This is a genomic window from Sphingomonas sp. Root720 (assembly GCF_001428605.1).
Classification (GTDB): domain Bacteria; phylum Pseudomonadota; class Alphaproteobacteria; order Sphingomonadales; family Sphingomonadaceae; genus Rhizorhabdus.
In genome coordinates this window covers 372,970-398,454 of the sequence record NZ_LMID01000015.1, presented here as the reverse complement: position 1 = coordinate 398,454, position 25,485 = coordinate 372,970, and the positions used below count along the sequence as shown (strand labels likewise).

Here is a 25,485-nt window from a genome sequence, read left to right as displayed (position 1 = left end):
CCGGACCGGGGAGGGGGACCGCCGCAGGCGGTGGAGGGGATGCGCAACGCCGAAGGGCCCCTCCACCACCCTTATGGGTGGTCCCCCTCCCCTGCAAAGGCAGGGGAGGAATTATAATCAGCGTTCCGACAGATAATAGCGGTCGTTCGCGCTCAGATCGTCGGCCAGCTCGTAGACGATCGGCTGGCCGGTCGGGATCTCCAGCTCGGTGATCTCGTCGTCGGGGATGTGCGACAGATGCTTGACCAGCGCGCGCAGCGAGTTGCCGTGCGCGGATATCACCACCCGCTTGCCCGCCTTCAGGTCGGGCGCGATCCGCTCCTCCCAATAGGGCAGGACGCGGGCGATGGTGTCCTTGAGGCTCTCGGTGTTCGGGATCGGGATGCCGGCATAGCGGCGGTCCCGCGACAGGTCGAACTCGCCGCCCGATTCGAGCACCGGCGGCGGGATGTCGAAGCTGCGGCGCCAGATCTTGACCTGGTCGTCGCCATGTCTGGCCGCGGTCTCGGCCTTGTTGAGGCCGGTCAGGCCGCCATAATGACGCTCGTTCAGGCGCCAGTCCTTCTCCACCGGCAGCCACAGCCGCCCCATCGCCTCGAGCGCCAGGTTCAGCGTCTTGATCGCGCGGGTCTGGAAGCTGGTGTAGCACTGGTCGAAATCGAGGCCCTTGGCGGCCATCAGTTCGCCCGCCGCCGTCGCCTCGGCGATGCCCTGTTCGGTCAGGTTGACGTCCCACCAGCCGGTGAAGCGGTTTTCCAGATTCCAGGCGGACTGGCCGTGGCGGATCAGGACGAGCGTCGGCATTCTTCTCCCTTTCGGAGCAATTCCGAGGCAGGTCGAACCTGCCGGCCGGAAATCGCGGCAACGGCCAAAGGCGGCGAGACGCGGGTCTTAATCGGCGGTCATCGCTCTGTCACCCTTGCATTGCGGGCGATCGCGGTCGAAACGCCGAAAAAGCGCACGCACCGATCGCGCGGGATCCGCGGTCATTTTCCGTTGACCTCTTTTTTATTGCGGCGCAGCATCGAACCATGTCCAGCACGCCTCCGATCACCCAGAACCCCGACATCCGCTTCCTCGGCCGCCTGCTCGGCGACGTGATCCGCGCCTATGGCGGCGAAGCGCTGTTCCGGCGGATCGAATATATCCGCTCGGCCTCGGTCGATCGCGCGCGCGGGATCGTCGGATCGCACGAGATCGATTCGGGCCTCGACGCGCTGACCCTCGACGACACGCTCGCCTTCGTGCGCGGCTTCATGCTCTTCTCGATGCTCGCCAACCTCGCCGAGGACCGGCAGGGCGTCGCCGCCGAGCCCGGCGCCGACGTCGCCGCCGCGCTTGACCGGCTGGAGAAGGAGGGCATATCGCGGTCGAAGGTGGTCGAGATGCTCGATCATGCGCTGATCGCCCCGGTGCTCACCGCCCACCCCACCGAGGTGCGGCGCAAGAGCATGATCGACCATCGCAACAAGATCTCCGAGCTGATGACCCTCAAGGACATCGGCCGGGTCGAGACCGTCGACGGCGACCTGATCGACCAGGCGATCTACCGGCAGATCGCGCTGCTGTGGCAGACCCGGCCGCTGCGCCGCGAGCGGCTCTACGTCGCCGACGAGGTCGAGACCGCGCTCGCCTATCTGCGCGACATCTTCCTGCCGACCCTGCCCGCGCTCTATTCGCGCTGGCAGCGCGCGCTCGGCCATCGCCCGGCCAGCTTCCTGCGGCCCGGCAGCTGGATCGGCGGCGACCGCGACGGCAATCCCTTCGTCACCGCCGATTCGCTGCGGCTCGCTTTGTCGCGCGCGGCCGAGACGGTGATCGGCTATTATCTGCGCGAACTGCACGAGCTGGGCGCCGAGCTCTCGATCTCGACCGAGCTGGCCGAGGTGACCTGGGAGGTCGAGAAGCTGGCCGAGGCGTCGGGCGACAAGAGCTCGACCCGCAGCGACGAGCCCTATCGCCGCGCGATCACCGGCATCTATTCGCGCCTGTCAAAGACCTATGAGAAGCTGACCGGGCTCAAGCCGGCGCGGCTGCCCGCGACCAGCGCGGAGGAGGGCCCCTATGAGGACCCCGCCTCGCTGCGCGCCGACCTGGTGGAAATCGCGCATGCGCTCACCCGCACCGGCGCCGGATCGCTCGCGGGCAACGGCGCGCTCGCGCGGCTGATCCGCGCGGTCGAGACCTTCGGCTTCCACCTCGCCACGCTCGACATGCGGCAGAATGCCGACGTCCACGAGCGGGTCATCGCCGACCTGCTCAAGGTCGCCGGAGTCGAGGAGGATTATCTCGCGCTCGACGAGGCGGCGCGGGTCGTGCTGCTGCGGAGCGAACTCGCCTCGAAGCGGCTGCTGCGCACGCCGTTCGGCGCCTACGCCGACGAGACGCTGTCCGAACTGGCGATCGTCGAGGCGGCGGCCGAGGCGCATCGCCGCTACGGGCCCGAGGCGATCACCACCTACCTCATCTCCAAGGCCGAGAGCGTCTCGGACATGCTGGAGGTCAACATCCTGCTCAAGGAGGCGGGGCTGTTCGTGCCGGGCGATCCGCCGACCGCGACGATCATGGCGGTGCCGCTGTTCGAGACGATCGGCGATCTCGAGCGCGCGCCCGAGGTGATGACCAAATGGTTCGCGCTGCCCGAGGTCGCAGCACTCACCGCGGCGCGCGGCCACCAGGAGGTGATGGTCGGCTATTCGGATTCGAACAAGGACGGCGGCTATCTCACCTCGGTGTGGAGCCTGCACGAGGCGTCGAGCGCGCTGAAGCCGGTGTTCGCCAAGGCGGGCACCGCGATCCAGCTGTTCCACGGCCGCGGCGGCGCGGTCGGGCGCGGCGGCGGATCGAGCTTCGCCGCGATCCTCGCCCAGCCGCACGGCACGGTGCAGGGCCGGATCCGCATCACCGAGCAGGGCGAGGTCATCGCCGCGAAATATGGCACGCGCGAGAGCGCCGCCGCCAATCTGGAGGCGATGGCCTCGGCGACCCTGCTCGCCACGCTCGAGGAGGACGCGCTCCAGCCCAAGGACGCCAAGCGCTTCTTCGCGGCGATGGACGAGATCTCGGCGAGCGCGTTCAAGGCCTATCGCGGCCTCGTCTACGAGACCGAGGGCTTCCGCACCTTCTTCCGCCAGATGACGCCGATCGCCGAGATCGCCGACCTCAAGATCGGATCGCGCCCGGCCAGCCGCACCAAGAGCGACCGGATCGAGGACCTGCGCGCCATCCCCTGGGTGTTCAGCTGGGCGCAGGCGCGGGTGATGCTGCCCGGCTGGTACGGCGTCGGCCATGGGCTGAAGGCGTTCAAGGACATCGGCCTGCTGCGCGAGATGCTCGAGGCCTGGCCGTTCTTCCAGTCGACCCTCGCCAATCTCGAGATGGTGCTGGCCAAGTCCGACATGGACATCGCCGAGCGCTATGTCGCGCTGGTCGAGGACCAGGCGATGGGCCGTGAGATCTTCGGCGAGATCCGCGACGGCTGGCAGATGGCGCAGGACGCGCTGCTGGCGATCACCCGGCAGACCCGGCTGCTCCAGAAGAACCCCTCGCTCGACCAGTCGATCCGGCTGCGCCTGCCCTATATCGAGCCGCTCAACCTGCTCCAGATCGAGTTGCTCAAGCGCCACCGCGCGGGCGAGGACGACCCGCGCGTCCGCGAGGGCATCCAGCTGTCGATCAACGCGATCGCGACCGCGCTCCGCAACAGCGGCTAGACCGGCGAGATCCCGGCGGCGTCCACGCAAAGGCGCGCTTTCGCCGGAACGACGATCGGGGTTGAACATGATCCTTCGAGACCTGGTCCTCGCGGCGGTCCTCCTGCTCGCATCGCCGGCGGCGGCCGAGGTCCCGCTCGACCCGGGCCAGAGCGCGACGGTGCGGCTGAGCCCGCAGCGCGACCTGGTCTACCCGGTGGCGCCGCCGCTGACCCGGCCGCCCGCCAACCATGGCGCGATCCTCGGCATCGATATCGACGAGCCCGGCCGCTATCATGTCGCGCTGGGCGCGCCGGGCTGGATCGAGATGACAGGCGACGGCAAGCCGGTCCCCGCCGCCGGCCATAGCCATGGCGAGCCGGGGTCGGGCGTCGCCAAGACCGTCGATTTCGACCTGGTCCCCGGCCATTATCTCGTGATGCTGTCGGGGATGGCCGAGGGGGAGACGAGCATCACGGTCGGTCGCTGAAGCGGGGCGGAGCCTTTGCCGCGATCGCGGGTTTCATCCTCATCTATAGCGAGGACCCGTTGCGATGCGTTCCATCCTGCTCTGGCTGATCGGCGTTCCCATCCCCCTCATCCTGCTGCTGGCCTTCTGCACCCATCATATCTAGGCGCGCGCACGCAGCAGGCAGAAGCCGATCCGGTAGGTGACGCGGCGCGGCCCGGCGTCGAAGCGCGCCATCGCCCGGCGCAGCGCGGCGGGCGGCAGCGGCCGATAGCCGCCGGCCGCGGTCCCGGCGCCGATCGTCTTGAGCCCGCGCAGGAAGGTGCGCGCGTCGGCCTGCGGCTCGGGTAGGTCGACGACCGTGACCTCGGCATCGAAGCCCGGCGGCGCCATCGCCGCGAGCGCCGCCCGTCCCGGATAGGCGGGAAGGCCGGCCGGCAATCCCTCCGCCGCGAGCGCCTCCGTCCATTCGGCGAGGCTTCCCTCCGCCATGGTCGAGAAGGCGAGGGCGCCGCCCGGCGCGAGCAGCGCCGCGAGCCGCGCCAGCGCGGCCGGCAGGTCGGCGAACCATTGGAACGCCATGCCCGAGACGATCAGGTCGAACGGGCCGATCGCCGGATCGACCGCCTCCCCGTCGAGCACGCGATAGTCGGCGTCGAGCCCCAGCCGGGCGCGGGCGCGGTCGACCATCGCGGGCGCGATGTCGCTGATCGTCCAGCGCGCGCCGCCGACCGCGCGATCGATCGCGCGGGTCACGAAGCCGGTGCCGCAGCCGAGCTCGAGGATGCGGGGATGTTCGGGCAGCCGCAGCGCCGCGACGGTTCCCGCCAGCCGTTCGGCCGCCGCGCGCTGGACGATCGCCGCCGAATCATAATCGTCGGCCGCGCCGAAGGCGGCGGCGATTCGCGCCCTGCGATGCGGAGGGGAGGCGGCCATCGGCCGGCGAAGTAGTGACTGGCGCCGGCGATGGGAAGCCCTGCGCGAAATCGACGACCCGAACGGTCGAGCCTCAATCTCTATTGATAGTCAGTCGCAGTAGCGCTATCTATCGAGTCGAGAGGTATCCCGCATGGTTGTATGTGTCTGCAATGCGATCAAGGAAAACCAGGTGCGCGACGCCGTCCGCAAGGGCGCCAGCTGTCCGCGCAGCGCCTATGAGGCGTTGGGCCGCCGTCCACGCTGCGGCCAGTGCCTCCCCTTCGCACGCTCGATCATCGCCGACGAATCGGTCGCCGCCTGAGCGACACCGCGCGGCGATGGTCCGGAAAGCCGCCTGCGGGCGGCTTTTTTCGTTCTTGAGAATGACGAACAATGCCGTCTGATGCGAATGAAAGCTGATCGCAAGTCATTCTTCGAATTGGATTTCCCCATAACAATATCGATCGGCGCCCTTTCCATCCGCGCTGGTCTCGCCTAATAGCGGCGAGGTAATCGTGCGGAGGCGAACATGAAGGGCGACCCCAAGGTCATCGAATTTCTCAACGAGACGCTCAAGAACGAGCTGACCGCGATCAATCAATATTTCCTGCACTATCGGATGCTCAATCATTGGGGCATCGAGAAGCTGGCCAAGTTCGAATATGAAGAGTCGATCGACGAGATGAAGCATGCCGACCGGCTGGCCGAGCGCATCCTCTTCCTCGACGGCCTGCCCAACTTCCAGCTGCTCGGCCGCCTGCGCATCGGCGAGACGGTCGAGGAGATCCTCAAGGCCGACCTGGCGCTGGAGAACGAAGCGCTCCCGCAGCTGCGCGACGGCATCGCCCATTGCGAGCAGGTCCGCGACTATGTGAGCCGCGACCTGCTCCAGTCGATCCTCGAATCCGAGGAAGAACATGTCGACACGCTCGAGACCCAGTTCGAGATGATCGAGCGGATGGGCATCCAGAACTACATCCAGCTGCAGTCGAAGGCGGCCGAAGGTTGAGCCCATGGGCGCCGGGGCCGCGCGCCCCGGTTTTCCGGTGACGGATTGAAAAGGGGAGGACCGGAAGTTATGCTCCGTGTGATCCTTCTACTACACTCCAACTGGGAATGACCCGATGAAGTCGCTTGCTTATCTTGCCCTGATCGCCACAGCCGGCCTCTCGGTCGCCGCCCATGCCGAAGACGCCGGCCAGAAGGCCGACAAGAACAGTCCCGACAAGCTGATCTGCCGTTCCGAGCCCGTCATCGGCAGCCGCCTTGCCAAGAACAAGCGCTGCATGACCAAGGCGCAGTGGGACGAGGATCGCCGCCTGTCGCGCCTCCAACTCGAGCAGAACCAGAACAACCGGTACAAGAATGATTGATCGCTGATCGAAGAGGGGCCGGGACGCAGCAGCGCCCGGCCCTTTTTCATGCCCGGCGGCAGGCGATCAAAGCGCGTAGCCCATCTTCTCCGCCCAAGGCGCCAGGATCGGCAGGATCGGCTCGAGCCGGGGGCGATAGCGCTCCCACCGGCCGATCGCGCGGTTGTAGATCGGCTCGGTGACCTGCGCATAACTGGCGGTGCGGATCAGCTCGCGGCGGGCGGCACTGCCGCGGTTGTCGAGCACCCGGTCGTCCCAGTCGATGCCGAGGAAATCGAGCAGCCGGCGCATCTCGCCCTCCAGATCGCCGACCATGTTTTCGTAGCGGATGCGGCACACATCCATCGGCAGCAACGTCTCCGACCGTTCCCAGGCGGTCGACGCGGCGTCGTAGAGGCGGGCCGCGCCGTCGAGCGAGGTGAAGCTGAGCATCGCGGGGTTGAGCTCGAAGCTCGACATGAAGCCGCTGAGCACCGCATCGCAGGGATGGCGTTCGACGAAGATCACCTTGGCGTCGGGGAACAGGCGGTGGATCACCGCCATCCGCGCCATGTGCAGCGGGAATTTGTCGACGACGCGCTGGCCCGGCGCGGGCGGCGACAGCCGGTCGAGCCCCTCGAAATAGCCCCGCCGCAGCGCGTTGGCCTCGGCGCTGTCGAGCGTTTCGATCCGATCGGGATCGCCGAGAGCGGCCTGGACCTCGCGGACGACGGGCAGCTCCTCCAGCACGTGCAGCGTCGGGATGTTCATCAACAGCGTATCGAGCAGAGTCGTGCCCGAGCGGGGGAAGCCGACCAGGAAGATCGGCGACGGCGGGACGGGGTCGATATCGATCTTGCTCCAGCCGGCGACACGCGCCGGGGTCAGGCGGGCGGCATTGTCCTCGATCTCGTTCATGAAGGCCGGGCCGAGCGCTTCGGGATCGGCCTGCGCCATGGCCGCGGCGTTCATCGCCGAGAAGGCCGCGAACGCCGCCTCCCCGTCGCCCACCCGGTCGGCGAGTTCGCCGATCAGCTGGTTGCGGCGGACCGGGTTGACCGTCTCGGGAATCCGGCGGGCGATGGCCAGCGCGTCGCCATGCGCACCCTGGCGACGCAGCGCGGCGGCGTGGAGGAAGCCGATGCCACTGTCGTCGTCGATCGGCTTGGCGCGCGCCGCATCGGAGAGCTCCGAAAGGGCGTCGACCCTGTTGTGGCTGTCGAGCAGCACCGCAAGGTCGATATAGGCCGGCGTGAAACCGGGGGAGAGCTCGATCGCGGTGCGATAGGCGGCCTCGGCCGCGTCGAAATGGCCGAGCGTGGCCTCGGCCAAGCCGAGTTCGGCCTGGATCTCGGCATGGCCGGGTATGGCGATGGACGCGGTGCGCAACAGGGTGGCGGCGTCCTCGGGCCGCAAGAGCCCGGTCAGCAGCTTGGCGAGGTTGAGATAGGGCAGCGCGATATCGGGCCGCAGCGCGATCGCCTTGCGCAACGGCGCCTCGGCGAGTTCGCCATGGCCGGTGGCGGCTTGCAGGTTGCCGAGGTTGTTCCAGCTCTCGAAGTCGTCGGGCAGCGCCGCGACCACCGCTTCGTAATCGACGATCGCCCGATCGAGCTGGCCCCGCTGGTGGTGGACATAGGCGGACAGGCGCAACATGCGCGGATCGTCGTCTCCGCCCGCGCAGATCTCGGCGGCTTCGTCGAGCGCGCGGGTCTCGATCAGCGCGCGGACCAGATTGTTGCGGGTCGACTGGTCGTCGGGCGCCAGCGCCAGCGCCTCGCGCAGCCGTGCGATGCCGGCGGACAGGTCGCCCGTGCGACAGGCGAGCATCCCAGCCAGCGCGAGCAGCGGCTGATCCTTCGGCATCGATCGCAGCACCTGTTCGGCCCAGGTGCGGGCGCCTGGCAGATCGCCGATCTTGATGCGAGCGAAGATGGCGGAAAGATGCGGTGGCGGCAGGGTCATGGCGGTCCTCAGCGAAGCGGAATGGCGATATCGAAGGCGACCGTCAGGCGCTCGCCTTCACGGAACGGCAGGGTGCCGTGCCACATGGTCGACGGGAACAGGACCAGCCGGCCGGGACGCGGCTCGATCCTGCGATAGGGCTCGATGGGCAGACCCAGCTCGGCTGGCGGCGCACCCAGGGTCAGCCAGCCCTCGGTTCCGCCTGCCTGGGTCTCGTCGGGCACCGCCACATAGAAGGCCGAACTGATCAGCCCGGCGGGATGGACATGATTGGCATGATGCCCGTCGCCCGCCAGCCGTACCGACCAGGACCCGGCGAAGCGCGGGCGCGCCGGCCGGCCATAAGCGAGCAGCGGATGGCGCGGATCGGGACCGGGAAGGCGCGCGACATGGTCGGCCACCGCCTCGAGGATCACCGCGCGCAGCGCGCGGATCTCGGGCTCGATCCGGCTGAACAGCGGCCCGTCGGTCTGGGTGCCGCCGCGCACCGACTGGTCGAGATGCTGGCCCCGGGCGCGGTGGAGCCCGCGCAGCACGCCGGCGAGGCGATCGAGGTCGGGGATGCGGTCGGCCAGGTCGACCACCCGGACGAAGGCGGGATCGTCTTCCAGCCAGGCGGCGCGGGGGTCGCCCACCAGCCGCCAGGCGATCGCCGCATAGGGCCACATGCCGCGTCCGTCGCCGCGCGGGCTCAGCCAGCGCTCGACGATCGGCAGGGCGGCGTCGATCCGCGTGGTGCGCAGCAGGTGGCGGACATGGCGGACCGCGACCGACAGGTCGTCGGCGTGGGTCAATATGGCGAACAGCCGGTCGGCATCGGCCACCGCGCCTGTCTCCGACAGCGCGGTCGCCTCGTTCGCGGTGAAGGTCAGCTGCTCGCCCAGCGTCGCCCGCCCCCGCCGGATCGCGGCGAGCGCGGCGTCGTAGCGGCCGGCGTTGATCAGCGCGAGGATCAGGATGCGCCACAGGTTGAGGTCGCCGGGATGGGCGGCGGCGGTGCGCTCGACCCGCTCGACGGCGCGGTCGCGATCGCCCATCATCCAGCGGATCTGGATCAGCCGGTCATGGCCCGGATACCAGCCAGGGTGCTGGTCGATCAGCGCCTCGATCTCGGCAATGGCGCGGGGCGCGTCGCCGGTCGCCACCCGGGCGGCGGCGCGGCCCAGCAGCAAGTCGCCATTGTTCGGGGCCAGTGCGATCGCCGCCTCGAACAGGCCGACGGCGTCGAGACCCGCTTCCAACGCGACCTGGGCGCGGCCCTGGGCGATGCTCGCGTCGGTGGGCGCCGCCCTGGCCGCCGCGTCGAACGCCGGCAGCGCCTTGTCATGCTCCCCCAGCGCGCGGTGGAGCAGGCCGGTCCATTGCCACAGCCGGCCATTGTCGCGGTTGCGCCCGGCCGCGGCGGCGACGAGCGGCAGCGCCGTCTCCTCGGCCTCCACCTCGAGCGCCGCCTCGGCGAGCTTTTCCGCCGCGGCGGCATCGGAAGGATGCAGCGCCAGCCGCGCCGCGAGATCGCCGATCGTCGTCACAGCCCCTGCGCCACCACGCCGCTCTCGGCTTCGAGCAGCGCGGTGACCGCCGCGCGTTCGGCGGGACTCAAGCCGGGGTGCCAGATGTCGATGATCAGGATCACGCGCAACGCGCCGGTGGGGTTCATCGCCTCATGCTCGATCGTGTCGTCGAACAGCCAGGCCTCGCCGCGCCGCCACGGCCGCGTCTCGGCGCCGACGCGGAACCAGCAACCCTCGGGGACGATCAGCGGCAGGTGGCAGACGAGCCGGGTGTTGGCGACGCCGTGGTGCGGCGGGATGCGGGTGCCGGGCGCCAGCAGCGAGAACATCGCATTGGGCGAGCAGCCGCCGATGCGCGGCTGCGGGAAGCGGGCGATCAGGTCCATGGTCGCGGGACAATGGCGGGCATTGGCCTCGATCGGCCGGCCATATTGCCACAGGTGGATCGCGGTCCAGTCGCGGCTGTGGTTGAGCGCCTTCCACTGGGCGACCGGGGCGCCCTCGGGATACTGGATATAGGGGACGAGCTCGGCGCGCTCGGCGCCGGCCACGGCCTCGAACTCGGCCTGGATGATGTCGGTCGCCGCCTCCAGCTCGCCCAGCCACGGGAACAGGCTGCGGTCGTGATATTCGCGCTCGACCAGCCCCGGAAAATGGAAATGGGTCGGTTCGGCATGCCAGGCGCGGGTGCGGCGCAGGGCATTGCTGCGGAAGCGGGCGATGCGCGCGGCTTCCTCGCCGTCTGCCTGTGCCTCGGCGGCGGCCATGGCGGCGGCGAGGCGTTGCTCCTTGGCGGCGATCCAGCGGTCGCGCACGTCTTCGCCCCGCCGCACCGCGGCGGCGAGCTGCGGATTGGCGAGGCTTGCGGGCTTCTGCGCCAGCGCCTGGGCATAGGCTTCGCCGGCATCGTCCTGGCCGAGCTGTTCCTTCAGGCCGGCGCGCAGCATCAGCGCCATGAAGTCGAGCGGCGAGACGGCGAGCGCGGCGCCGACAGCCTCGAGGGCGGCGGCGGGGTCGTGCGAGGCGCGATGGAGCGCCGCGCGCTTGAGATGGAGGTCGAAATTGCCGGGTTCGATCCGCGCCGCCCGGTCGAGCAGCGACAGCGCCTCGGCGAAGGCTCCGCGCGCGGCAGCGGCGTCGGCGGAGCGCTGCAGGTCGGCGGACTGCGGAGAAGAGGCCATCGGTGCCACCTTAGGTCGGAGTCCCTCAAAAGAAAGGGGCGCCAAAAGAAAGAGGCGGCGGGGTTGCCCCCACCGCCTCCTCTGACGTCGACTCAACCGTTAGAAGTTGAGGGTGACGCCGGCATAGATGTAGCGACCCATCGAGTCGTACACGTTCGGGAAGGTGTTGCCCGAGCAGAGCACCGCAGTACAGGCATTGTTGACCGCCGAGGAGCCGTTCGCGCCGATGATCGGCGGATCGTTGTCGAGCAGGTTCTGGACGCCGATACGGAAGGTGTACTGGTCGCTCAGGGTGAACGTACCCGCCAGATCGAAGTAGCTCTGGGCCTTGATCTTCTGGTTGAACGGCGACGACGCACCGGTCAGCGTCGTGTTCGAGCTGGTACGGTCGAGGTCGACGTCACCGAAGTAACGCCATGCGAGCGACAGGCCGAAGCCGTTCTCCATATTGTAGGTCACGCGGGCCTTGTGGCGCCACTTTGCAGCCGGAATGCCGCAGACCAGGCCGTAATAGCCGGCGCAGTCATAGGCCGCGACGCCGGGGATGCCGGTGTCGGTCTTGAACTTGTCAAGATAGGTGCCCTGCAGGCTGAACGACAGCGAGTTCGCACCGAGACGGGTCGAGTAGTTGACGCCGACGTCGATACCGCGGGTCTTCACGCTACCGATGTTGCGGTTGAGATCCTCGATATAGCCGTTGGCCGAACGCCACAGCGAGCCGGTGGCATCGCGGTTGATCAGGCCACAGAACTCCGGATTACCCGTGTCGATGCACTGTTGGATCGTGACATCCTGACCGTAGGTCGTGATGTTGTTCGTGACCTTGATGTCATACCCGTCGATCGTCGCGCTGAACCCACGCAGGAAGCTCGGCTGGAAGACGACACCGATCGTCTTCGTGGTCGACTTTTCCGGCTTCAGGTTCGGGTTACCACCGATCAGGCCGTTATACTGGCCGGCCGGGTTGCCGGCGACCGAAGTGCCCGGGGGCAGACCGGTGAGCGAGCAGCCCGCCGGAGCCGGATCGGCCGTGCAGGGATCGCTGCTGCCGTTCAGAGCGACCCGGATCGGTGCGAACAGATCCTGGACGTTCGGAGCGCGGACAGCGCGGTTGTAGCTGGCGCGGAACTTGAGGTCCCGAACCGGCGCGAAGGTCGCCGCCAGCTTGTAGGTGTCGGTTGAGATGCCGGTGCTGTAGTCCGAATAGCGATAGCCGCCTTCGATCGTCAGCTCCTGGATGAAGCCGTCCTGGACGATCGGAAGCTGGAACTCGCCGAAGATTTCCTTCACGTCGAACGAACCCTTGACCGGGAGCGTCGCCGCGCCCTGGCCGGTGAGGTCGCCGGTCGAGAAGGCGACGTCGGTGTTCAGCTCGAGCGATTCCTTACGATATTCGACACCGAAGTTCACGCCGAGGCCCTGGTCGGCCCACGGGGTCTTCAGGCCATATTCGCCGAGGACACCGGTGAAGTTGGCGTTGAACACACGCTCCTGCGTGTTGCCACGCTGGAAGCCCGGGATCGAGACATAGCCCAGGGCTTCCTGGGTCACGCCGCCGAGGCTGAACATGTCGTAGGGACGGCAGTTCGTATCGGCACCCGTCACGAACACGCGGCAGGCCGGCAGGCCGGTGCGCGGGTCGATGATGACGTCGATCGCGTTATTCAGGCGCGAAGCCGAGAACTCGTTATAGTAGCTCTGCGAGTAGTTGGTGCGACCGAAGACATAGGAGGTGTCGTACGACCACGCCTTGTCGATCTCACCCTTCATGCCGCCGACGATGCGGAAGGCGGTGTGCTGCAGATCGCTCTGGCGCGGGCCGCCCTCGACGTTGCGGCGCAGGGCCTGCAGGAAGCCGCGACGGTAGGAGTTGCCCGTGACCGGATCGAAGAAGTTCAGCGGATCCGACGTGTAGCGCGGGTCGCTGCCGTCATCCACGAGCGGGAAGCCGGTTTCGGTCAGGCGGGTGACCAGATTGCCGTTCTGCGCGACCCCGTTGCCGCAGATCTTCTGAAACTGATCGGCACCCAGCAGCGGGTTGTCGCAGTTGACGCTCAGCGTGTTGCCGAAGTTACCAGATTCGGCGATCTGGGCGACCGTGCGGTCGTCCATGAACATCGCTTCCATATAGGGATGGAAGGCCGGGCTGATCTCGTAATCGGCGAAGACACCGGCGGTGTACCGTTCGTCCGGACGCTGATAATAGTTCAGCGGGGCGAAATTGTAGGGGGTGAAGCCGTCCAGGAAGGTCCGGCCCGGCCCGACCTGGTAGGTGGTCGAGTTCCAGTCGAAGAAGGTGCCGTTCGGCGAGGTGGCCGAACCGCCGCAACTGACGGTACCCGCCGCGTTCACCTGCGAGGCGCACGACGAATAGTCATATTTGTTCTGCGTGACGGCCTTCAGCTTGCGGTAGCCGGCATAGGCGGTGAAGTGACCCTGGTCGTCGTCGCCGAACTTGCCGCCGAAGGCGACCGAGACGTCGACCGTGCCGCCGTTGACGGTGTTGCCCTTCGGGAAGGGGAAGTTACGGGCAGCGTGCGCCGCTTCGAGCGTGTTGTTGTTGTTGCTGTGCTGGTAGAGGCTGTACTGGCCGTCGATCCGGAAACCTTCGAAGTCGGTGTCCATCGTGAAGTTGACGACGCCGGCGACCGCGTCCGAACCATAGGTCGACGAAGCGCCGCCGGTCAGAACGTCGACGCTCTTGACCAGCGCGGCCGGGATGAAGTTGAGATCGGCGGCCGACGAAACCGGGTCACCCGGCATCAGGCGGCGGCCGTTGATCAGGACGAGCGTGCGCTCCGGCCCGAGATTGCGCAGGTTGACGGTGGCGGTACCGGTCGCGCCGTTGGCGAGGTTACCACCCTGGTCGCCGAACACCTGCGGCAGGCTGTTGAGAAGGTCCTCGGTGCGGGTCGTGCCCTGCAGCTTGATTTCCTGGCTGCTGACGACCGTCACGGGCGCGGCGCCGGTCAGGTTCGGCTGCGGAATGCGCGAGCCGGTGACGATGATGACCTGGCCCTCCTCCTCAGCGGCGGGCGCTCCCTGCGCGAACGCCGGAGCGCTCGCAAAGGCGGCGATGCTGAGCGCAACAGCGCTGCAGCCCAGCCCGAATTGGCTGACCTTGTTGAATTTAGTGATCACTTTCCAGTCCCTTTTCTGGAGTGAGCGGGGGCCGATGTTCCGGACCACGCTCAACCTTCATGGAGGGATGGGGCGCTGGCACACCATCATCCGCCCATTCCGGCATGGGTGCAGATGTGCAAGAAATGCGATCAGGCTGTAAAGCGTAGGTTCATTGCCGAGACACGTTGCGGCCGCGTTGTCGTATTTATGCAACAGTTGCGAAATCTCGTTGCTTTATCAACGGCAAGGATGGTTATATTGTTTCAACATCAGGAGATGGCGATGGCCGGGGTGCTCAGGAACATGTTCATGCTCGCCGTAGCGTCGAGCCTGGCGGCGGCCGCCTCGGCGGAAAAGACGCATGAACCGCCCGAACTGTTCCGCAACCTGCTGAACTGCCGCGCTATCGCCGACAGCGCGGCGCGCCTCGCCTGCTACGACCAGTCGACCAGCGCGCTCGAACAGGCGGAGGCGAAGAAGGACCTCGTGGTCGTCGACCGCAAGCAGATCCGGGAAACCAAGAAGTCGCTGTTCGGCTTCACCCTGCCCAAGATCGGCCTGTTCGGCGGCAGCGGCGACGAGAAAGCGGACGAGAAGGACGAGGTCGTCGAGCTCGAGAGCAGCGTGGAAGCCGTGCGCCCGATCGGCGGCGGCAATTTCTCGCTCCGCCTCGCCAAGGATGCCGGCACCTGGGAAACGATGAGCACGATCAACGACGCGCCGCGATCCGGCGACAAGGTCCGCATCAGGAAGGCGATGCTCGGCAGCTATCTCGGCCAGGTCGGGATCAACCGGGGCGTGCGCTTCCGCCGGGTGGAGTAGAAGGGGGTTTTGTCGAGGCCGTCGAGCGCCGGGCGGTCACATCCGCGACCTTGGCTATCCTCGCATAAGCTCGGGCGCGCGTTCGCGCTTGCGGAGCCTTGGTCAGGCTCCGATCCGGAACTCTTGCAGCGGAACGGGACGCGTCAGCGTCCGCGAGGCCGAACGGCGTTCGAGGGCTTTGCCTAACGCTCCATCGGCCCCGCCAGGGGCGCCGGATCGATCCGCGCGTCGCGCCATTTGATCGCCCAGTGGAGGTGCGGTCCGGTGGCGCGGCCGGTCATGCCGATCGCGCCCAGCGGCTGGCCCTGCTTGACCGCCTGCCCGACCTGCACGTCGATCCGCGACAGGTGGAGGAAGGCCGAGTTGAGCCCGAGGCCATGGTCGATCATCAGCAGATTGCCCTCCAGCGAGAAGGGCGAGGCCGCCGCGAGGATGACGACGCCGTCGGCGGGGGCGACGATCGGCGTGCCGGCCGGGCGGGCGACGTCGACCCCCGAATGATAGGCGCCGGGTTCGCCCGCATAGATGCGCTGCGAGCCGAACAGGCCGCTGATCCGGCCGGCGACGGGCCAGACGAAGCGCTGGCGCCAGCCCTCGCTGCGCGTGTCGAGCGAGCGCGCGGCGACGATCCGGTCGAGTTCGATCTTGCGGCGGGCGAGGAATTCGGGGGTCGGGGTGGTGCCGCGCGGCAGGGTCGGCAGCGATTCGATCTTCCAGCCATGCGGCGCGACGGCCAGCGACCGGCGCAGGACGGTCCCGTCGGCCAGCACCGCCTCGATCCGGGCGAGCGGGGGGGCATCGCGGTCGAAGGCGACCAGGAAGCGGCCGTCGGAGGCAAAGCCGATCGCCCGGTCGTCGAGGCGCAGCGTCCGGGTGCCGGCCGGCAGGATGCCGGTCACGAGACCGCCCTGCTCGATCGCGCCCGACAGATGGAAATCGGCGTTTTCGACGATCCGCGGCGCGGCGGCAGGCGGCGGCACGGGCCTGGCCGGCGGGACCAGCGCGGGGGTGCAGCCCGCCAGCGGCAGGGCCAGCAGCAGGGCGGTTACGGTCGGGCGCGGGCCGCTACCGGCCGATCTCAACCCTGCTGCTCCGCCTTCGTCGCTTCCACCGCGCTGAGATAGGCCTGCTGGCGCGCCACGCTCCAGTAGCGCAGCTCGTCGAGCGGGATCGCCGTGCCCGAGACGGCGCAGAGCACATGATCGCCCGGCACCAGCACCCGAAAGCCGTTGGCGAGATAGTTGAGTTTGGCCGGCCGGCCGGCGTTCATCAGCATGGCGATCTCCTTGGCCCCGAATATGGGTGTTCGACCGCCCGACTAAAAGAGATTTTGCTGGCGCGGGGCGTCCTCAGGCGCGGATTTCGGCCGGATCGACGGCGGTTTCGCGCCGTCCTCGACCCGCGCGTCGACCGTCCCGTCGGCGAAATGGAGGGTGAGCGACCCGGCCGCCTTCGCCGCCGCCGCCTCGGTCAGCACCCCGCCGCCGCGCTTCTCGACCCGGACATAGCCGCGCTGGAGCGGCTTGTCGGGGTGGAGCTGCTCGGCGATCCGCCACAGCCGTTCGAGCGCGACCTGGCCGTCGGCGATCTTCGTGCGGATCGGCCGGTCGGTCAGCCGGACCGCCTCCAGCCGCTCGGCCGCCCGCTCGATCTTGCGGTCGAGCAGCGCGGGGCGCAGCGCGCCCGCGGCATGGGCGAGGTCGCCGCGCGCCACCGCGATCCGCTGGCCGAGCGCGCGGGGCAGGCGTTCGGCGATGTCGTCGAGCCGCTGCTGCTGGCCGGCGAACAAGCCGTCGAGCGCCGGGAAGCGGTCGGCCACCGCGTCGAAGCGCTCGCCCGCGCGCTCGCGGTAGCGCCGGGCCAGCCGTTCGGCGCGCGCGCCCAGCTCGCGGACGTGATGGGCGAGCTCGGCGCGCACCGGTACCGCCATCTCGGCCGCCGCGGTCGGGGTCGGCGCGCGGCGATCGGCGGCGAAATCGGCGAGGGTCGTGTCGGTCTCGTGCCCGACGGCGGAGATCACCGGGATCGGCGATTCGGCGATCGCGCGCACGACCTCCTCCTCGTTGAACGCCCAGAGATCCTCGATCGACCCGCCGCCGCGCCCGACGATCAGCAGCTCGGGACGCGGGATCGGGCCGTCCGCGGCGAGCGCACCGAAGCCGCGCACCGCGCGCGCCACCTGCACGGCGGCGCCTTCGCCCTGCACCGCGACCGGCCAGAGGACGACATGGGTCGGGCAGCGATCCTCGAGCCGGTGGAGGATGTCGCGGATCACCGCGCCGGTGGGCGAGGTGACGACGCCGATGACGCGCGGCATGAAGGGCAGCGGCCGTTTCCGCGCGTCGTCGAACAGGCCTTCGGCGGCGAGCATGCGGCGGCGCTGGTCGAGCAGCGCCATCAGCGCGCCCTGTCCGGCCAGCTCCATCCGGTCGATCACGATCTGATATTTGGAACGGCCCGGATAGGTGGTCAGCTTGCCGGTCGCGACGACCTCGATCCCGTCCTCGGGGCGGAAGCGCATCATCGCCGCCTGGCCCTTCCAGATCACCCCGTCGATGCAGGCGCGGTCGTCCTTGAGCGTCAGGTAGCAATGGCCCGAGCCGTGCCGCTTGAACCCCGATATCTCGCCGCGCACGCGGACATGGCCGAAGGCTTCCTCGACCTGGCGCTTGAGCGCGCCCGACAATTCGGACACCGACAGCGCAGGCGCGTTGTCGCCCGGCTGCTCCTCGGCTAACAGGCGGGGCCTGTCACCTTGGGGCCCATCGGGGAGAAACTCGTCCATGATCATCCTGCTGCTCGGTTCGGGGGGACGCGAACATGCGCTGGCCTGGAAGCTGTCGCAATCCGAACGGCTTACCAAGCTCTTCGCCGCGCCCGGAAATCCCGGCATAGCGCAGCATGCCGAATGCGTCGATCTCGATCCGACCCATGTCGAGTCGGTCGTCGCCTTCGCGCGCGAGGAGAATGTCGGACTGGTCGTGATCGGGCCCGAGGCGCCGCTGGTCGCGGGACTGGGCGACAGGCTCCGCGAGAACGGCATCCTCACCTTCGGCCCCAACCGGGCGGCGGCGCAGCTCGAGGGATCGAAGGGCTTCACCAAGGACCTGTGCCGGCGCGAGAACATCCCCACCGCCGCCTATGGCCGGTTCGACGACGCGGGATCGGCCAAGGCCGCGCTCGACAGCTTCGGCGTGCCGGTGGTGATCAAGGCCGATGGCCTCGCCGCGGGCAAGGGCGTGGTGATCGCCGAGAGCCGCGCCGAGGCGCAGAACGCGATCGACGACATGTTCGGCGGCACCTTCGGCGCGGCGGGCGCCGAAGTGGTGATCGAGGAATTCCTGACCGGCGAGGAAGCCAGCTTCTTCGCGCTGACCGACGGCACGACCGTGGTCCCGTTCGGATCGGCGCAGGACCACAAGCGGGTCGGCGACGGCGACACCGGCCCCAACACCGGCGGCATGGGCGCCTACAGCCCCGCGCCGGTGCTGACCCCCGCGCTCGAGGCGCAGGTGATGCGCGAGATCGTCGAGCCGACCGTGCGGGCGATGGCGGCGGCGGGGATCCCCTATTCGGGCGTGCTCTATGCCGGGCTGATGCTGACCGCCGACGGCCCCAAGCTGATCGAATATAACGCCCGCTTCGGCGATCCGGAGTGCCAGGTGCTGATGCTGCGGCTCGAGGACGACCTCGTTACGCTGATGCTCGCGGTCGCCGAGGGGCGGCTGGCCGAACTGGCGCGCCCGAGCCTCTCGCCCAACACCGCGCTCAGCGTGGTGATGGCGGCGAGGGGCTATCCGGGTACCCCCGCGAAGGGCGGCGCGATCCGCAACATCGTCGAGGCCGAGGCGAAAGGGGCCAAGGTCTTCCACGCCGGAACGGCCGAGGGGCCGGGCGGGCTCGTCGCCAATGGCGGACGGGTGCTCAACGTCACCGCGATCGGCCGGGACATCGGCGAAGCGCGCGACAGCGCCTATGCCGCGGTCGACGCGCTCGATTTCGCGAGCGGTTTCTGCCGGCGTGACATAGGCTGGCGCGAATTGGCACGGCTGCGGAACGTATGAACCGTTGCCGCATTGGACAGATAGAGCAGAGGTAAAGGACGGGGAATGTCGAACACCACCCTCATCATCGCCGCCATCGTCGCGATCCTCGCGATCGCAGGGCTTTTCCTGTTGTTGCGCAGGCCGACGCAGCGGGTCTCGCTGAGCGACGACGCGGTGCCGCCGCCGGCGCCGAAGCCCGTTCCGGCGCCCGCCCCCGCGCCCGCTCCGGAGCCCGTGGCGGCACCGGCCGCCCGGGAAGGCCATGGCCTCGCCGATAGCGCCGCCGCCGCCGTCCTCGACATTTCGGGACCGGTGATCGGCATCGATGCGCATCCGGACCTGCCGTCCGACGATCTGAGCCGGATCAAGGGCCTCGGCCCCAAGGCGAAGACCGTGCTGACCGGCCTCGGCATCCATCGCTTCGCGCAGCTCGCCGCGCTCGACCCCGCGCAGGCGGCCGACCTCGACGCGCGGCTCGGCGCCTTCAAGGGCCGGATCTTCCGCGATCGCTGGATCGACCAGGCCCGCTATCTCGAACAGGACGACATTGCCGGATTCGAGAAGGAATTCGGCAAGCTGGGCTAAGCGGTCCACGATCCGATCGCATCGGATCGACCGCAGCAGAACATTGCCTGCTCCAGGCCGTTTCCGGGGGAATCGTGGACGTTCGAGCGGACTTCGCGTCGGTGGTGGTGCCCCGCTGGGCGCCGGACATCGTCCTGTCGGACGAGGTGCCGGGGTCCGGCCAGGTCGACATGCTCGGCTATCGGTCCCCGGCGAAGTTCACCGCGCCCGATATTTGCTTCAGCGAGCCCCAGCCGCTGCTGACCGTCGGCGGCAGCTTCATGACGCTGGCCGAGCGGACGGGGCTGGTACCCGGCTCGACCTATCTCACCGACGGTCGCTGGCAAGAGGCGCTGGCCGCCGTCACCACCTTCCGGACGATCGAGGAACCGGTCCTGATCGCCGGCAACCCGGTCGCCGGAAACCATTATCACTGGCTGGCCCAGTGCCTTGCCGCGATCCTGGTCGCCGACCATCACGGCATCGCGCCCGGATGCAGGCTGCTCGTCCCGCCGCTCGGGCCGGTCCAGCGGGAAAGCCTGGCGGCGGCGGGCATCGCTCCCGAGCGGGTGATCGAGCTCGCCCCGGGCGCCGCGGCGCTTGCCGCGCTCGGCATCCACAGCAACCTGACGACGGGCGATTTCGCCTTCTTCCCGCATCCGACGGCCGTCGCGGCCTTCGACCGGATCGCCCGGCCCCCGGCCCCCTCGCGCTTCGCCGGCGCCCGCGTCTATATCGCGCGCTTCGATGCGACGAAGCGCAAGATGGTCAACGAGGAGGAACTGAGCGCCCGCCTCGAAGCGCTCGGCTTCGTCACGCTGGTCGCCAGCGCGCTGGGCTTCGCGGACCAGATCGCGCTCTTCCGCGACGCCGCGCAGATCGTGACCCAGCATGGCGCGGCGCTGGCCAACATCCTGTTCACGCCGGGCGAGGCGGTGGGTGAAGCGGGGAGTGGGGCGGGGCCCCACATCGTCGAGCTGCACCAGGAAAACTACCTGAACCAGGCCTTCCTGAAGCTCGGGCAGGTCAAGCGGCTGCGCTATACCGCGATCGTCAATCCCCGCGAGGCCGATGGCCCCGACGTCCATCAGTCGCGCTGGCGCGCCGACCTGCCGCTGATCGAGCGGGTCGTGACCGCAGGATAGGTCAGCCCATCCCCGGCAGCGCGGCGAACCTGCGCACCGCCGCGGCCGGGCCGTCCGGATCGTTCCACACCGCCCCCGACACCGCCAGAAAGTCGGCCCCCGCCGCGATCAGCGGGGCGGCATTGTCCGGGGTGATCCCGCCGATCGCCACCGAGGGCAGCTCGAACAGGGTCGACCACCAGCCGAGGATCGACAGCTCGGGCCGGTGCTTCGTCGGCTTGGTGGCGGTGTCGTAGAAGGCGCCGAACGCGACATAGTCGGCGCCGGCCTCGCCCGCTTCCATCGCGAGGTGGCGGCTGTCGTGGCAGGTGACGCCGATCTGCGCCTGGGGGCCCAGCACCTGCCGCGCCTCGCGCGGGTCGCCGTCCTCCTGGCCGAGATGGACGCCGTCGGCGTCGAGGCGCCTGGCGAGCCCGATCGAATCGTTGACGATGAACGCCACCTCGCGCGCCGCGCAGACCGCCTGGAGCGGGCGGGCGAGGTCGACGATGCGATGCTCGTCGATTCCCTTGAGGCGCAGCTGGAAGGCGGCGACCGGCCCCGCGTCGAGCGCGGCGGCGAGCGTCTCGGCGAAATCCGCGTCGATCGCCGGCGGCGAGATCAGGTAGAGCTTGCAGGGACCACGCTTCTCGTCGCGCTCGAAGCGGTCGGCGAAGCCGGGGTCGAGGGCGAGGGACTCGCTGTCGTCGTCGAAATCATTCGGGTTCATGCGGCCCACTTAGCGCAATTCGTCATGCCAGCGAAGGCGGGACCTTTGCATAAGCGGGACCTTTGCATAAACGCTGCCGCCGTTCCGTCATCCCGGCGAAAGTCGGGATCTCTCTTCTCCTTCCGGGCAACGCGGCCGCCCGCATGCCCAAGGTCAGTGAGATTCCGGCTTTCGCCGGAATGACGAGGAGAGTTACGCAAAGATCCCGCCTGCGCTGGGGTGGCGGGTTCGGTTGGGAGAGGATGCCCGCTCCCTTTAACCGATCAGACGGTCTTGCTGGTCGACGCCGTGTAGATCTCGTCGATCGCCGCGCCGAGCGAGGCGTCGAACTCGGCGTCGCTCATCTGCGCGCGCAGGTCTTCGAGCAGCGCGCGGCTGAAGCTCGCGATCACGCCGCGATTCTTCGCCAGCTCGACGCAGGCGTCGGGACGGCTGTAGCCGCCCGACAGGGCGACGACGCGCAGCACGCGCGGATGATCGACCAGCGAATCGAACAGGCCGGCCTTCTTCGGCAGCGACAGCTTGAGCATCACCTTGTCGTCGCCGGTCATCGCGTCGAGCGCCTTGGTCAGCTCCTCGAGCAGGATCTGGTCGGCCTCGGCACGCTCCGGGCTCTTGATGTTCACCTCGGGCTCGATGATCGGCATCAGCCCGCCGGCGAGCACCTGCCGGCCGACCTCGAACTGCTGCGCGACGATCGCGGCGATGCCCTCGCGATTGGCGAGGTTGATCACCGAACGCTCCTTGGTGCCGAACACGCCGAGCCCCTTGGCGCGGGCGAGCAGCGCGTCGAGCTCGGGCATCGGCTTCATCAGCTGGACGCCGTTCTTCTCGTCCTCCAGGCCCTTGTCGATCTTGATGAAGGGGACGACGCCGCGCTCGGTCAGCGCCTGCGGCACCGGCTTGCCGCCGGCCTGGCCGTCCATCGTCCGCTCGAACAGGATCGCGCCGATCACCTTGTCGCCGGTGAAGACGGGCGAGGTGATGATGCGGGTCCGCATCGCGTGGATCAGGCCGAACATCTCCTCCTCGGAGCTCCACGCGCCTTCCTCGACGCCATAGCCCTTGAGCGCCTTCGGGGTCGAGCCGCCGCTCTGGTCGAGCGCCGCGATGAAACCCTTACCCTGGGCGACCTTCTGCGCCGTTGCCTGATCGATCATCTGCGATAGTCTCCCGTTTCTCGTCCGTTCGGATAAATGTCAGGCTTCGAGCGCCTTCACGCCGGGCAGCTCGCGGCCTTCCATCCATTCGAGGAAGGCGCCGCCGGCGGTCGAGACGAAGCTGAAGTCCCCGGCGACGCCGGCATGGTTGAGCGCCGCGACCGTGTCGCCGCCGCCCGCGACCGAGACGAGCGAGCCGCCCTTGGTCAGCGCGGCCGCGGTCCTGGCGAGCGCCACCGTCGCGGTGTCGAAGGGCGGGGTCTCGAACGCGCCGAGCGGCCCGTTCCACACCAGCGTCCTGCACGTCTTGAGCGCGTCGCCGAGCGCCTCGACCGCCGCGGGGCCGACATCGAGGATCATCTCGTCGGCGGCGACCTCGTGGACGTTGACCGTACGGGTCGGCGGGTTGGCCCTGAACTCCTTCGCCACCACCACGTCATAGGGCAGGTGGACGATGCACTCGGCCTTGTCGGCCGCGTCGAGGATCTCGAGGACGGTGGCCTTCAGGTCGTGCTCGCACAGCGACTTGCCGACGTCGACCCCGCGCGCGGCGAGGAAGGTGTTGGCCATGCCGCCGCCGATGATCAGGTGGTCGACCCGGGCGACGAGATGCTTGAGCACGTCGAGCTTGGTCGACACCTTGGCGCCGCCGACCACCGCCGCAACCGGATGCTCGGGCTTGCCGAGCGCCTTTTCGAGCGCCTCCAGCTCGGCCTGCATCGAGCGGCCGGCATAGGCCGGCAGCAGATGGGCGAGGCCCTCGGTCGAGGCATGGGCGCGGTGCGCGGCCGAGAAGGCGTCGTTGACGTAGAGATCGCCGAGCTTCGCCATCGCCTGGGCCAGCGCGGGATCGTTCTTTTCCTCGCCCTTGTGGAAGCGGGTATTCTCCAGCAGCGCGATGTCGCCGGGTTGGAGCTGGGCGACGGCGGCCTCAGCCTCCTCGCCGCAGCAGTCGCCGACGAAGCGCACGTCGCGGCCGAGCACCGAGCGGAAGGCGGCGGTGACGAGCGCGAGGCTCATGTCGGGGTTGCGCTCGCCCTTGGGGCGGCCGAAATGGGCGAGGACCAGGACGATCGCGCCCTTGTCGGCCAGTTCGGCGACGGTCGGCGCGGCGGAGCGCAGGCGGGTGTCGTCGGTGACGGTGGCGCCGTCCATCGGGACGTTGAGATCCTCGCGGACGAGGACGCGCTTGCCGCGCACATCGCCGATATCGTCGAGCGTCCTGAATGCCATCTTATCCCTCAACCTCCACTCTGTCGCCCAGCGCGATCGCGCCGCCTTCGATCACCCGTGCGTTCCGCCCGCCGCGCCAGTCCGGCCGGAGCGCGCTCTGCAGCCCGTCGGCCACCGCGTCCATCCGTCGGCACGGGTCGCATTCGCCCGTGATCTCCAGCGTCGCGCCACCGATGCGGAGCCGGGCTCCCTCCTCGCGTGGCAGGATAACGCCTTCAACCAGCAGATTGGCCCGGCGCTGTTCCCATGAGACGGGACGGCCGAGATCCGCGATGGCCGCCATCCAGTCCTCGGCCGTCAGGATGGTCACCTGCCGCCGATTCGACTTGCCGGGGCGGATGGCGCCGCGATGGTCGCCATACACCCCGGTATCTAGCCCGATCTCGACATGGTCGAGCACGTCCATCGGAGCATGCGGACGGTTCTTCCGGGCGATGCCGATCAGCCGGCCGGCCATGCCCTACCCTCTTTCCGTCACCCCAGCGGAGGCTGGGGGCTCATGAGGCAAGGGCGTTCCCTGCCCTCCTGAGATGCCAGCCTGCGCTGGCATGACGGTTAAGGAAGGCCGTTCCACTCAGATGAGCTTGCCCATCGCGCCGGCGGTGTCGACCATCCGGTTCGAGAAGCCCCACTCATTGTCGTACCAGCTCAGCACGCGGACGAGCTTGCCTTCGAGCACGGCGGTCTCGAGGCTGTCGATCGTCGACGACGCCGGATTGTGGTTATAGTCGATCGAGACCAGCGGCTCCTCGCTATAGGCGAGGATGCCCTTGAGCGGGCCGCTCTCGGACGCCGCCTTGAGGAGTGCGTTGACCTCGTCCTTCGTCGTGTCGCGCTTCGGCGTGAAGGTCAGGTCGACCATCGACACGTTCGGGGTGGGCACCCGGATCGCCGAACCGTCGAGCTTGCCCTTCAGTTCGGGCAGCACCTCGCCGACCGCGCGGGCGGCGCCGGTCGTGGTCGGGATCATCGACATCGCGGCGGCGCGCGCGCGGCGCATGTCGCTGTGGATCTGGTCGAGGATCTTCTGGTCGTTGGTATAGGCGTGGATCGTCGTCATCAGGCCGCGCTCGATGCCGATCGAGTCGTTGAGCACCTTGGCGAGCGGCGCCAGGCAGTTGGTGGTGCACGAGGCGTTCGAGACGATCTTGTGGTCGGCGGTCAGCTTGTCGTCGTTGACGCCGTAGACGACGGTCAGGTCGACGCCCTTGGCCGGGGCCGAGATCAGGACGCGGGTGGCGCCGGCGGCGAGATGCTTCTCGGCCGATTCGCGGTCGGTGAAGAAGCCGGTGCATTCGAGCGCGATGTCGACGCCGTTCGCCTTGTGCGGCAGGTTGGCCGGGTCGCGCTCGGCCGAGACCTTGACGCGCTTGCCGTCGATGATCAGGTCGTTGCCGTCGACCTCGACCGTGCCCGGATAGGGACCATGGACCGAATCGCGCTTGAACAGCAGCGCGTTGGACTTGGCATCGGCGAGATCGTTGATCGCCACCAGCTCGAGCCCGCTCTCGGGTTTCGCCAGGATGGCCCGCGCCACCAGTCGGCCGATACGCCCGAAGCCGTTGATCGCAACCTTGACTGCCATGTGCCGATAC

General features: G+C 68.6%; 23 protein-coding genes. 9 read left to right on the top strand and 14 right to left on the bottom strand.

What is annotated here, in order from left to right:
- Nucleotides 1-117: 117 nt before the first annotated feature.
- Entirely contained in the window at nucleotides 118-804 is a 687-nt protein-coding gene (gene gpmA, locus ASE22_RS24070; RefSeq protein ID WP_056365747.1) for a 2,3-diphosphoglycerate-dependent phosphoglycerate mutase, read from the bottom strand.
- Nucleotides 805-1,031: 227 nt separating this feature from the next.
- Between gpmA and ppc the strand changes: the two genes are divergently transcribed.
- The gene (ppc, locus tag ASE22_RS24065) at nucleotides 1,032-3,713 is read left to right on the top strand and encodes a phosphoenolpyruvate carboxylase (RefSeq protein ID WP_056365744.1); all 2,682 of its coding nucleotides are present in this window, start codon (nucleotides 1,032-1,034) and stop codon (nucleotides 3,711-3,713) included.
- A gap of 67 nt (nucleotides 3,714-3,780) precedes the next feature.
- Nucleotides 3,781-4,182 carry a hypothetical protein gene (locus tag ASE22_RS24060; RefSeq protein ID WP_056365741.1) on the top strand — a complete coding sequence of 134 codons (402 nt, stop codon included), beginning with the start codon at nucleotides 3,781-3,783 and terminating at the stop codon, nucleotides 4,180-4,182.
- 141 nt (nucleotides 4,183-4,323) lie between these two features.
- On the opposite strand, the gene ASE22_RS24055 is transcribed toward ASE22_RS24060, so the two are convergent.
- Nucleotides 4,324-5,097 carry a methyltransferase domain-containing protein gene (locus ASE22_RS24055; protein WP_056365738.1) on the bottom strand — a complete coding sequence of 258 codons (774 nt, stop codon included), beginning with the start codon at nucleotides 5,095-5,097 and terminating at the stop codon, nucleotides 4,324-4,326.
- A 133-nt stretch (nucleotides 5,098-5,230) separates the two neighbouring features.
- Here ASE22_RS24055 and ASE22_RS24050 point away from each other — a divergent pair, with 133 nt between their 5' ends.
- From ASE22_RS24050 to ASE22_RS24040, 3 genes are all read left to right on the top strand, one after another.
- Nucleotides 5,231-5,401: a (2Fe-2S)-binding protein gene (locus ASE22_RS24050; protein WP_056365735.1), complete on the top strand. Its 171-nt coding sequence runs from the start codon at nucleotides 5,231-5,233 to the stop codon at nucleotides 5,399-5,401.
- 207 nt (nucleotides 5,402-5,608) lie between these two features.
- Nucleotides 5,609-6,088, top strand: a complete 480-nt coding sequence (gene bfr / locus ASE22_RS24045) for a bacterioferritin (protein ID WP_056365731.1) — start codon at nucleotides 5,609-5,611, stop codon at nucleotides 6,086-6,088.
- Nucleotides 6,089-6,203: 115 nt separating this feature from the next.
- The gene (locus ASE22_RS24040) at nucleotides 6,204-6,452 is read left to right on the top strand and encodes a hypothetical protein (RefSeq protein WP_056365728.1); all 249 of its coding nucleotides are present in this window, start codon (nucleotides 6,204-6,206) and stop codon (nucleotides 6,450-6,452) included.
- 66 nt (nucleotides 6,453-6,518) lie between these two features.
- Here the strand turns inward: ASE22_RS24040 and ASE22_RS24035 are convergent, their stop codons facing one another.
- From ASE22_RS24035 to ASE22_RS24020, 4 genes are all read right to left on the bottom strand, one after another.
- A complete protein-coding gene (locus ASE22_RS24035; protein ID WP_056365726.1) occupies nucleotides 6,519-8,396 on the bottom strand; it encodes a tetratricopeptide repeat-containing sulfotransferase family protein in 1,878 nt (625 codons plus the stop codon).
- Nucleotides 8,397-8,404: 8 nt separating this feature from the next.
- Entirely contained in the window at nucleotides 8,405-9,925 is a 1,521-nt protein-coding gene (locus ASE22_RS24030) for a 2OG-Fe(II) oxygenase family protein (RefSeq protein WP_235535998.1), read from the bottom strand.
- Nucleotides 9,922-11,088 (bottom strand): aspartyl/asparaginyl beta-hydroxylase domain-containing protein, encoded by a 1,167-nt coding sequence (locus tag ASE22_RS24025; RefSeq protein WP_056365723.1) that lies wholly within the window; start codon nucleotides 11,086-11,088, stop codon nucleotides 9,922-9,924. Before ASE22_RS24025 ends, ASE22_RS24030 begins: the two co-directional genes overlap by 4 nt.
- 99 nt (nucleotides 11,089-11,187) lie before the next feature.
- Entirely contained in the window at nucleotides 11,188-14,229 is a 3,042-nt protein-coding gene (locus ASE22_RS24020; RefSeq protein WP_056365718.1) for a TonB-dependent receptor domain-containing protein, read from the bottom strand.
- A gap of 240 nt (nucleotides 14,230-14,469) precedes the next feature.
- On the opposite strand from ASE22_RS24020, the gene ASE22_RS24015 reads away from it, so the two are divergent.
- Nucleotides 14,470-15,033: a hypothetical protein gene (locus ASE22_RS24015; protein ID WP_235536000.1), complete on the top strand. Its 564-nt coding sequence runs from the start codon at nucleotides 14,470-14,472 to the stop codon at nucleotides 15,031-15,033.
- Nucleotides 15,034-15,215: 182 nt separating this feature from the next.
- On the opposite strand, the gene ASE22_RS24010 is transcribed toward ASE22_RS24015, so the two are convergent.
- Genes ASE22_RS24010 through xseA form a run of 3 tightly spaced genes read right to left on the bottom strand, consistent with a single transcriptional unit; the run spans nucleotide 15,216 to nucleotide 17,818 of the window.
- The gene (locus ASE22_RS24010; RefSeq protein ID WP_056365715.1) at nucleotides 15,216-16,115 is read right to left on the bottom strand and encodes a M23 family metallopeptidase; all 900 of its coding nucleotides are present in this window, start codon (nucleotides 16,113-16,115) and stop codon (nucleotides 15,216-15,218) included.
- Nucleotides 16,112-16,309: a DUF2093 domain-containing protein gene (locus ASE22_RS24005; protein WP_056365712.1), complete on the bottom strand. Its 198-nt coding sequence runs from the start codon at nucleotides 16,307-16,309 to the stop codon at nucleotides 16,112-16,114. Before ASE22_RS24005 ends, ASE22_RS24010 begins: the two co-directional genes overlap by 4 nt.
- Nucleotides 16,310-16,351: 42 nt before the next feature.
- Nucleotides 16,352-17,818, bottom strand: coding sequence for an exodeoxyribonuclease VII large subunit (gene xseA / locus ASE22_RS24000; protein ID WP_056365709.1), 1,467 nt, complete (start codon nucleotides 17,816-17,818; stop codon nucleotides 16,352-16,354).
- Here xseA and purD point away from each other — a divergent pair.
- The 3 genes from purD to ASE22_RS23985 all read left to right on the top strand — a co-directional run bounded on the left by purD (nucleotide 17,817) and on the right by ASE22_RS23985 (nucleotide 20,788).
- On the top strand, nucleotides 17,817-19,097 hold the full coding sequence (gene purD / locus ASE22_RS23995) for a phosphoribosylamine--glycine ligase (RefSeq protein WP_056365706.1): 1,281 nt from the start codon (nucleotides 17,817-17,819) through the stop codon (nucleotides 19,095-19,097). The two genes, xseA and purD, sit on opposite strands and share 2 nt — an antisense overlap.
- Before the next feature lie 45 nt (nucleotides 19,098-19,142).
- Nucleotides 19,143-19,664: a hypothetical protein gene (locus ASE22_RS23990; RefSeq protein WP_056365703.1), complete on the top strand. Its 522-nt coding sequence runs from the start codon at nucleotides 19,143-19,145 to the stop codon at nucleotides 19,662-19,664.
- Between the two features lie 74 nt (nucleotides 19,665-19,738).
- Nucleotides 19,739-20,788, top strand: a complete 1,050-nt coding sequence (locus ASE22_RS23985; RefSeq protein WP_056365700.1) for a glycosyltransferase family 61 protein — start codon at nucleotides 19,739-19,741, stop codon at nucleotides 20,786-20,788.
- 1 nt (nucleotide 20,789) lies between these two features.
- Here the strand turns inward: ASE22_RS23985 and thiE are convergent, their stop codons facing one another.
- From thiE to gap, 5 genes are all read right to left on the bottom strand, one after another.
- Entirely contained in the window at nucleotides 20,790-21,497 is a 708-nt protein-coding gene (gene thiE, locus ASE22_RS23980) for a thiamine phosphate synthase (RefSeq protein WP_056365698.1), read from the bottom strand.
- A gap of 263 nt (nucleotides 21,498-21,760) precedes the next feature.
- Nucleotides 21,761-22,657 carry a fructose bisphosphate aldolase gene (locus ASE22_RS23975; RefSeq protein ID WP_056365695.1) on the bottom strand — a complete coding sequence of 299 codons (897 nt, stop codon included), beginning with the start codon at nucleotides 22,655-22,657 and terminating at the stop codon, nucleotides 21,761-21,763.
- Nucleotides 22,658-22,696: 39 nt separating this feature from the next.
- Nucleotides 22,697-23,890, bottom strand: a complete 1,194-nt coding sequence (locus ASE22_RS23970) for a phosphoglycerate kinase (RefSeq protein WP_056365693.1) — start codon at nucleotides 23,888-23,890, stop codon at nucleotides 22,697-22,699.
- Nucleotide 23,891: 1 nt separating this feature from the next.
- Nucleotides 23,892-24,347 carry an MOSC domain-containing protein gene (locus ASE22_RS23965; RefSeq protein WP_056365690.1) on the bottom strand — a complete coding sequence of 152 codons (456 nt, stop codon included), beginning with the start codon at nucleotides 24,345-24,347 and terminating at the stop codon, nucleotides 23,892-23,894.
- 117 nt (nucleotides 24,348-24,464) lie between these two features.
- On the bottom strand, nucleotides 24,465-25,475 hold the full coding sequence (gap, locus tag ASE22_RS23960; RefSeq protein WP_056365688.1) for a type I glyceraldehyde-3-phosphate dehydrogenase: 1,011 nt from the start codon (nucleotides 25,473-25,475) through the stop codon (nucleotides 24,465-24,467).
- Between the last annotated feature and the right edge of the window lie 10 nt (nucleotides 25,476-25,485).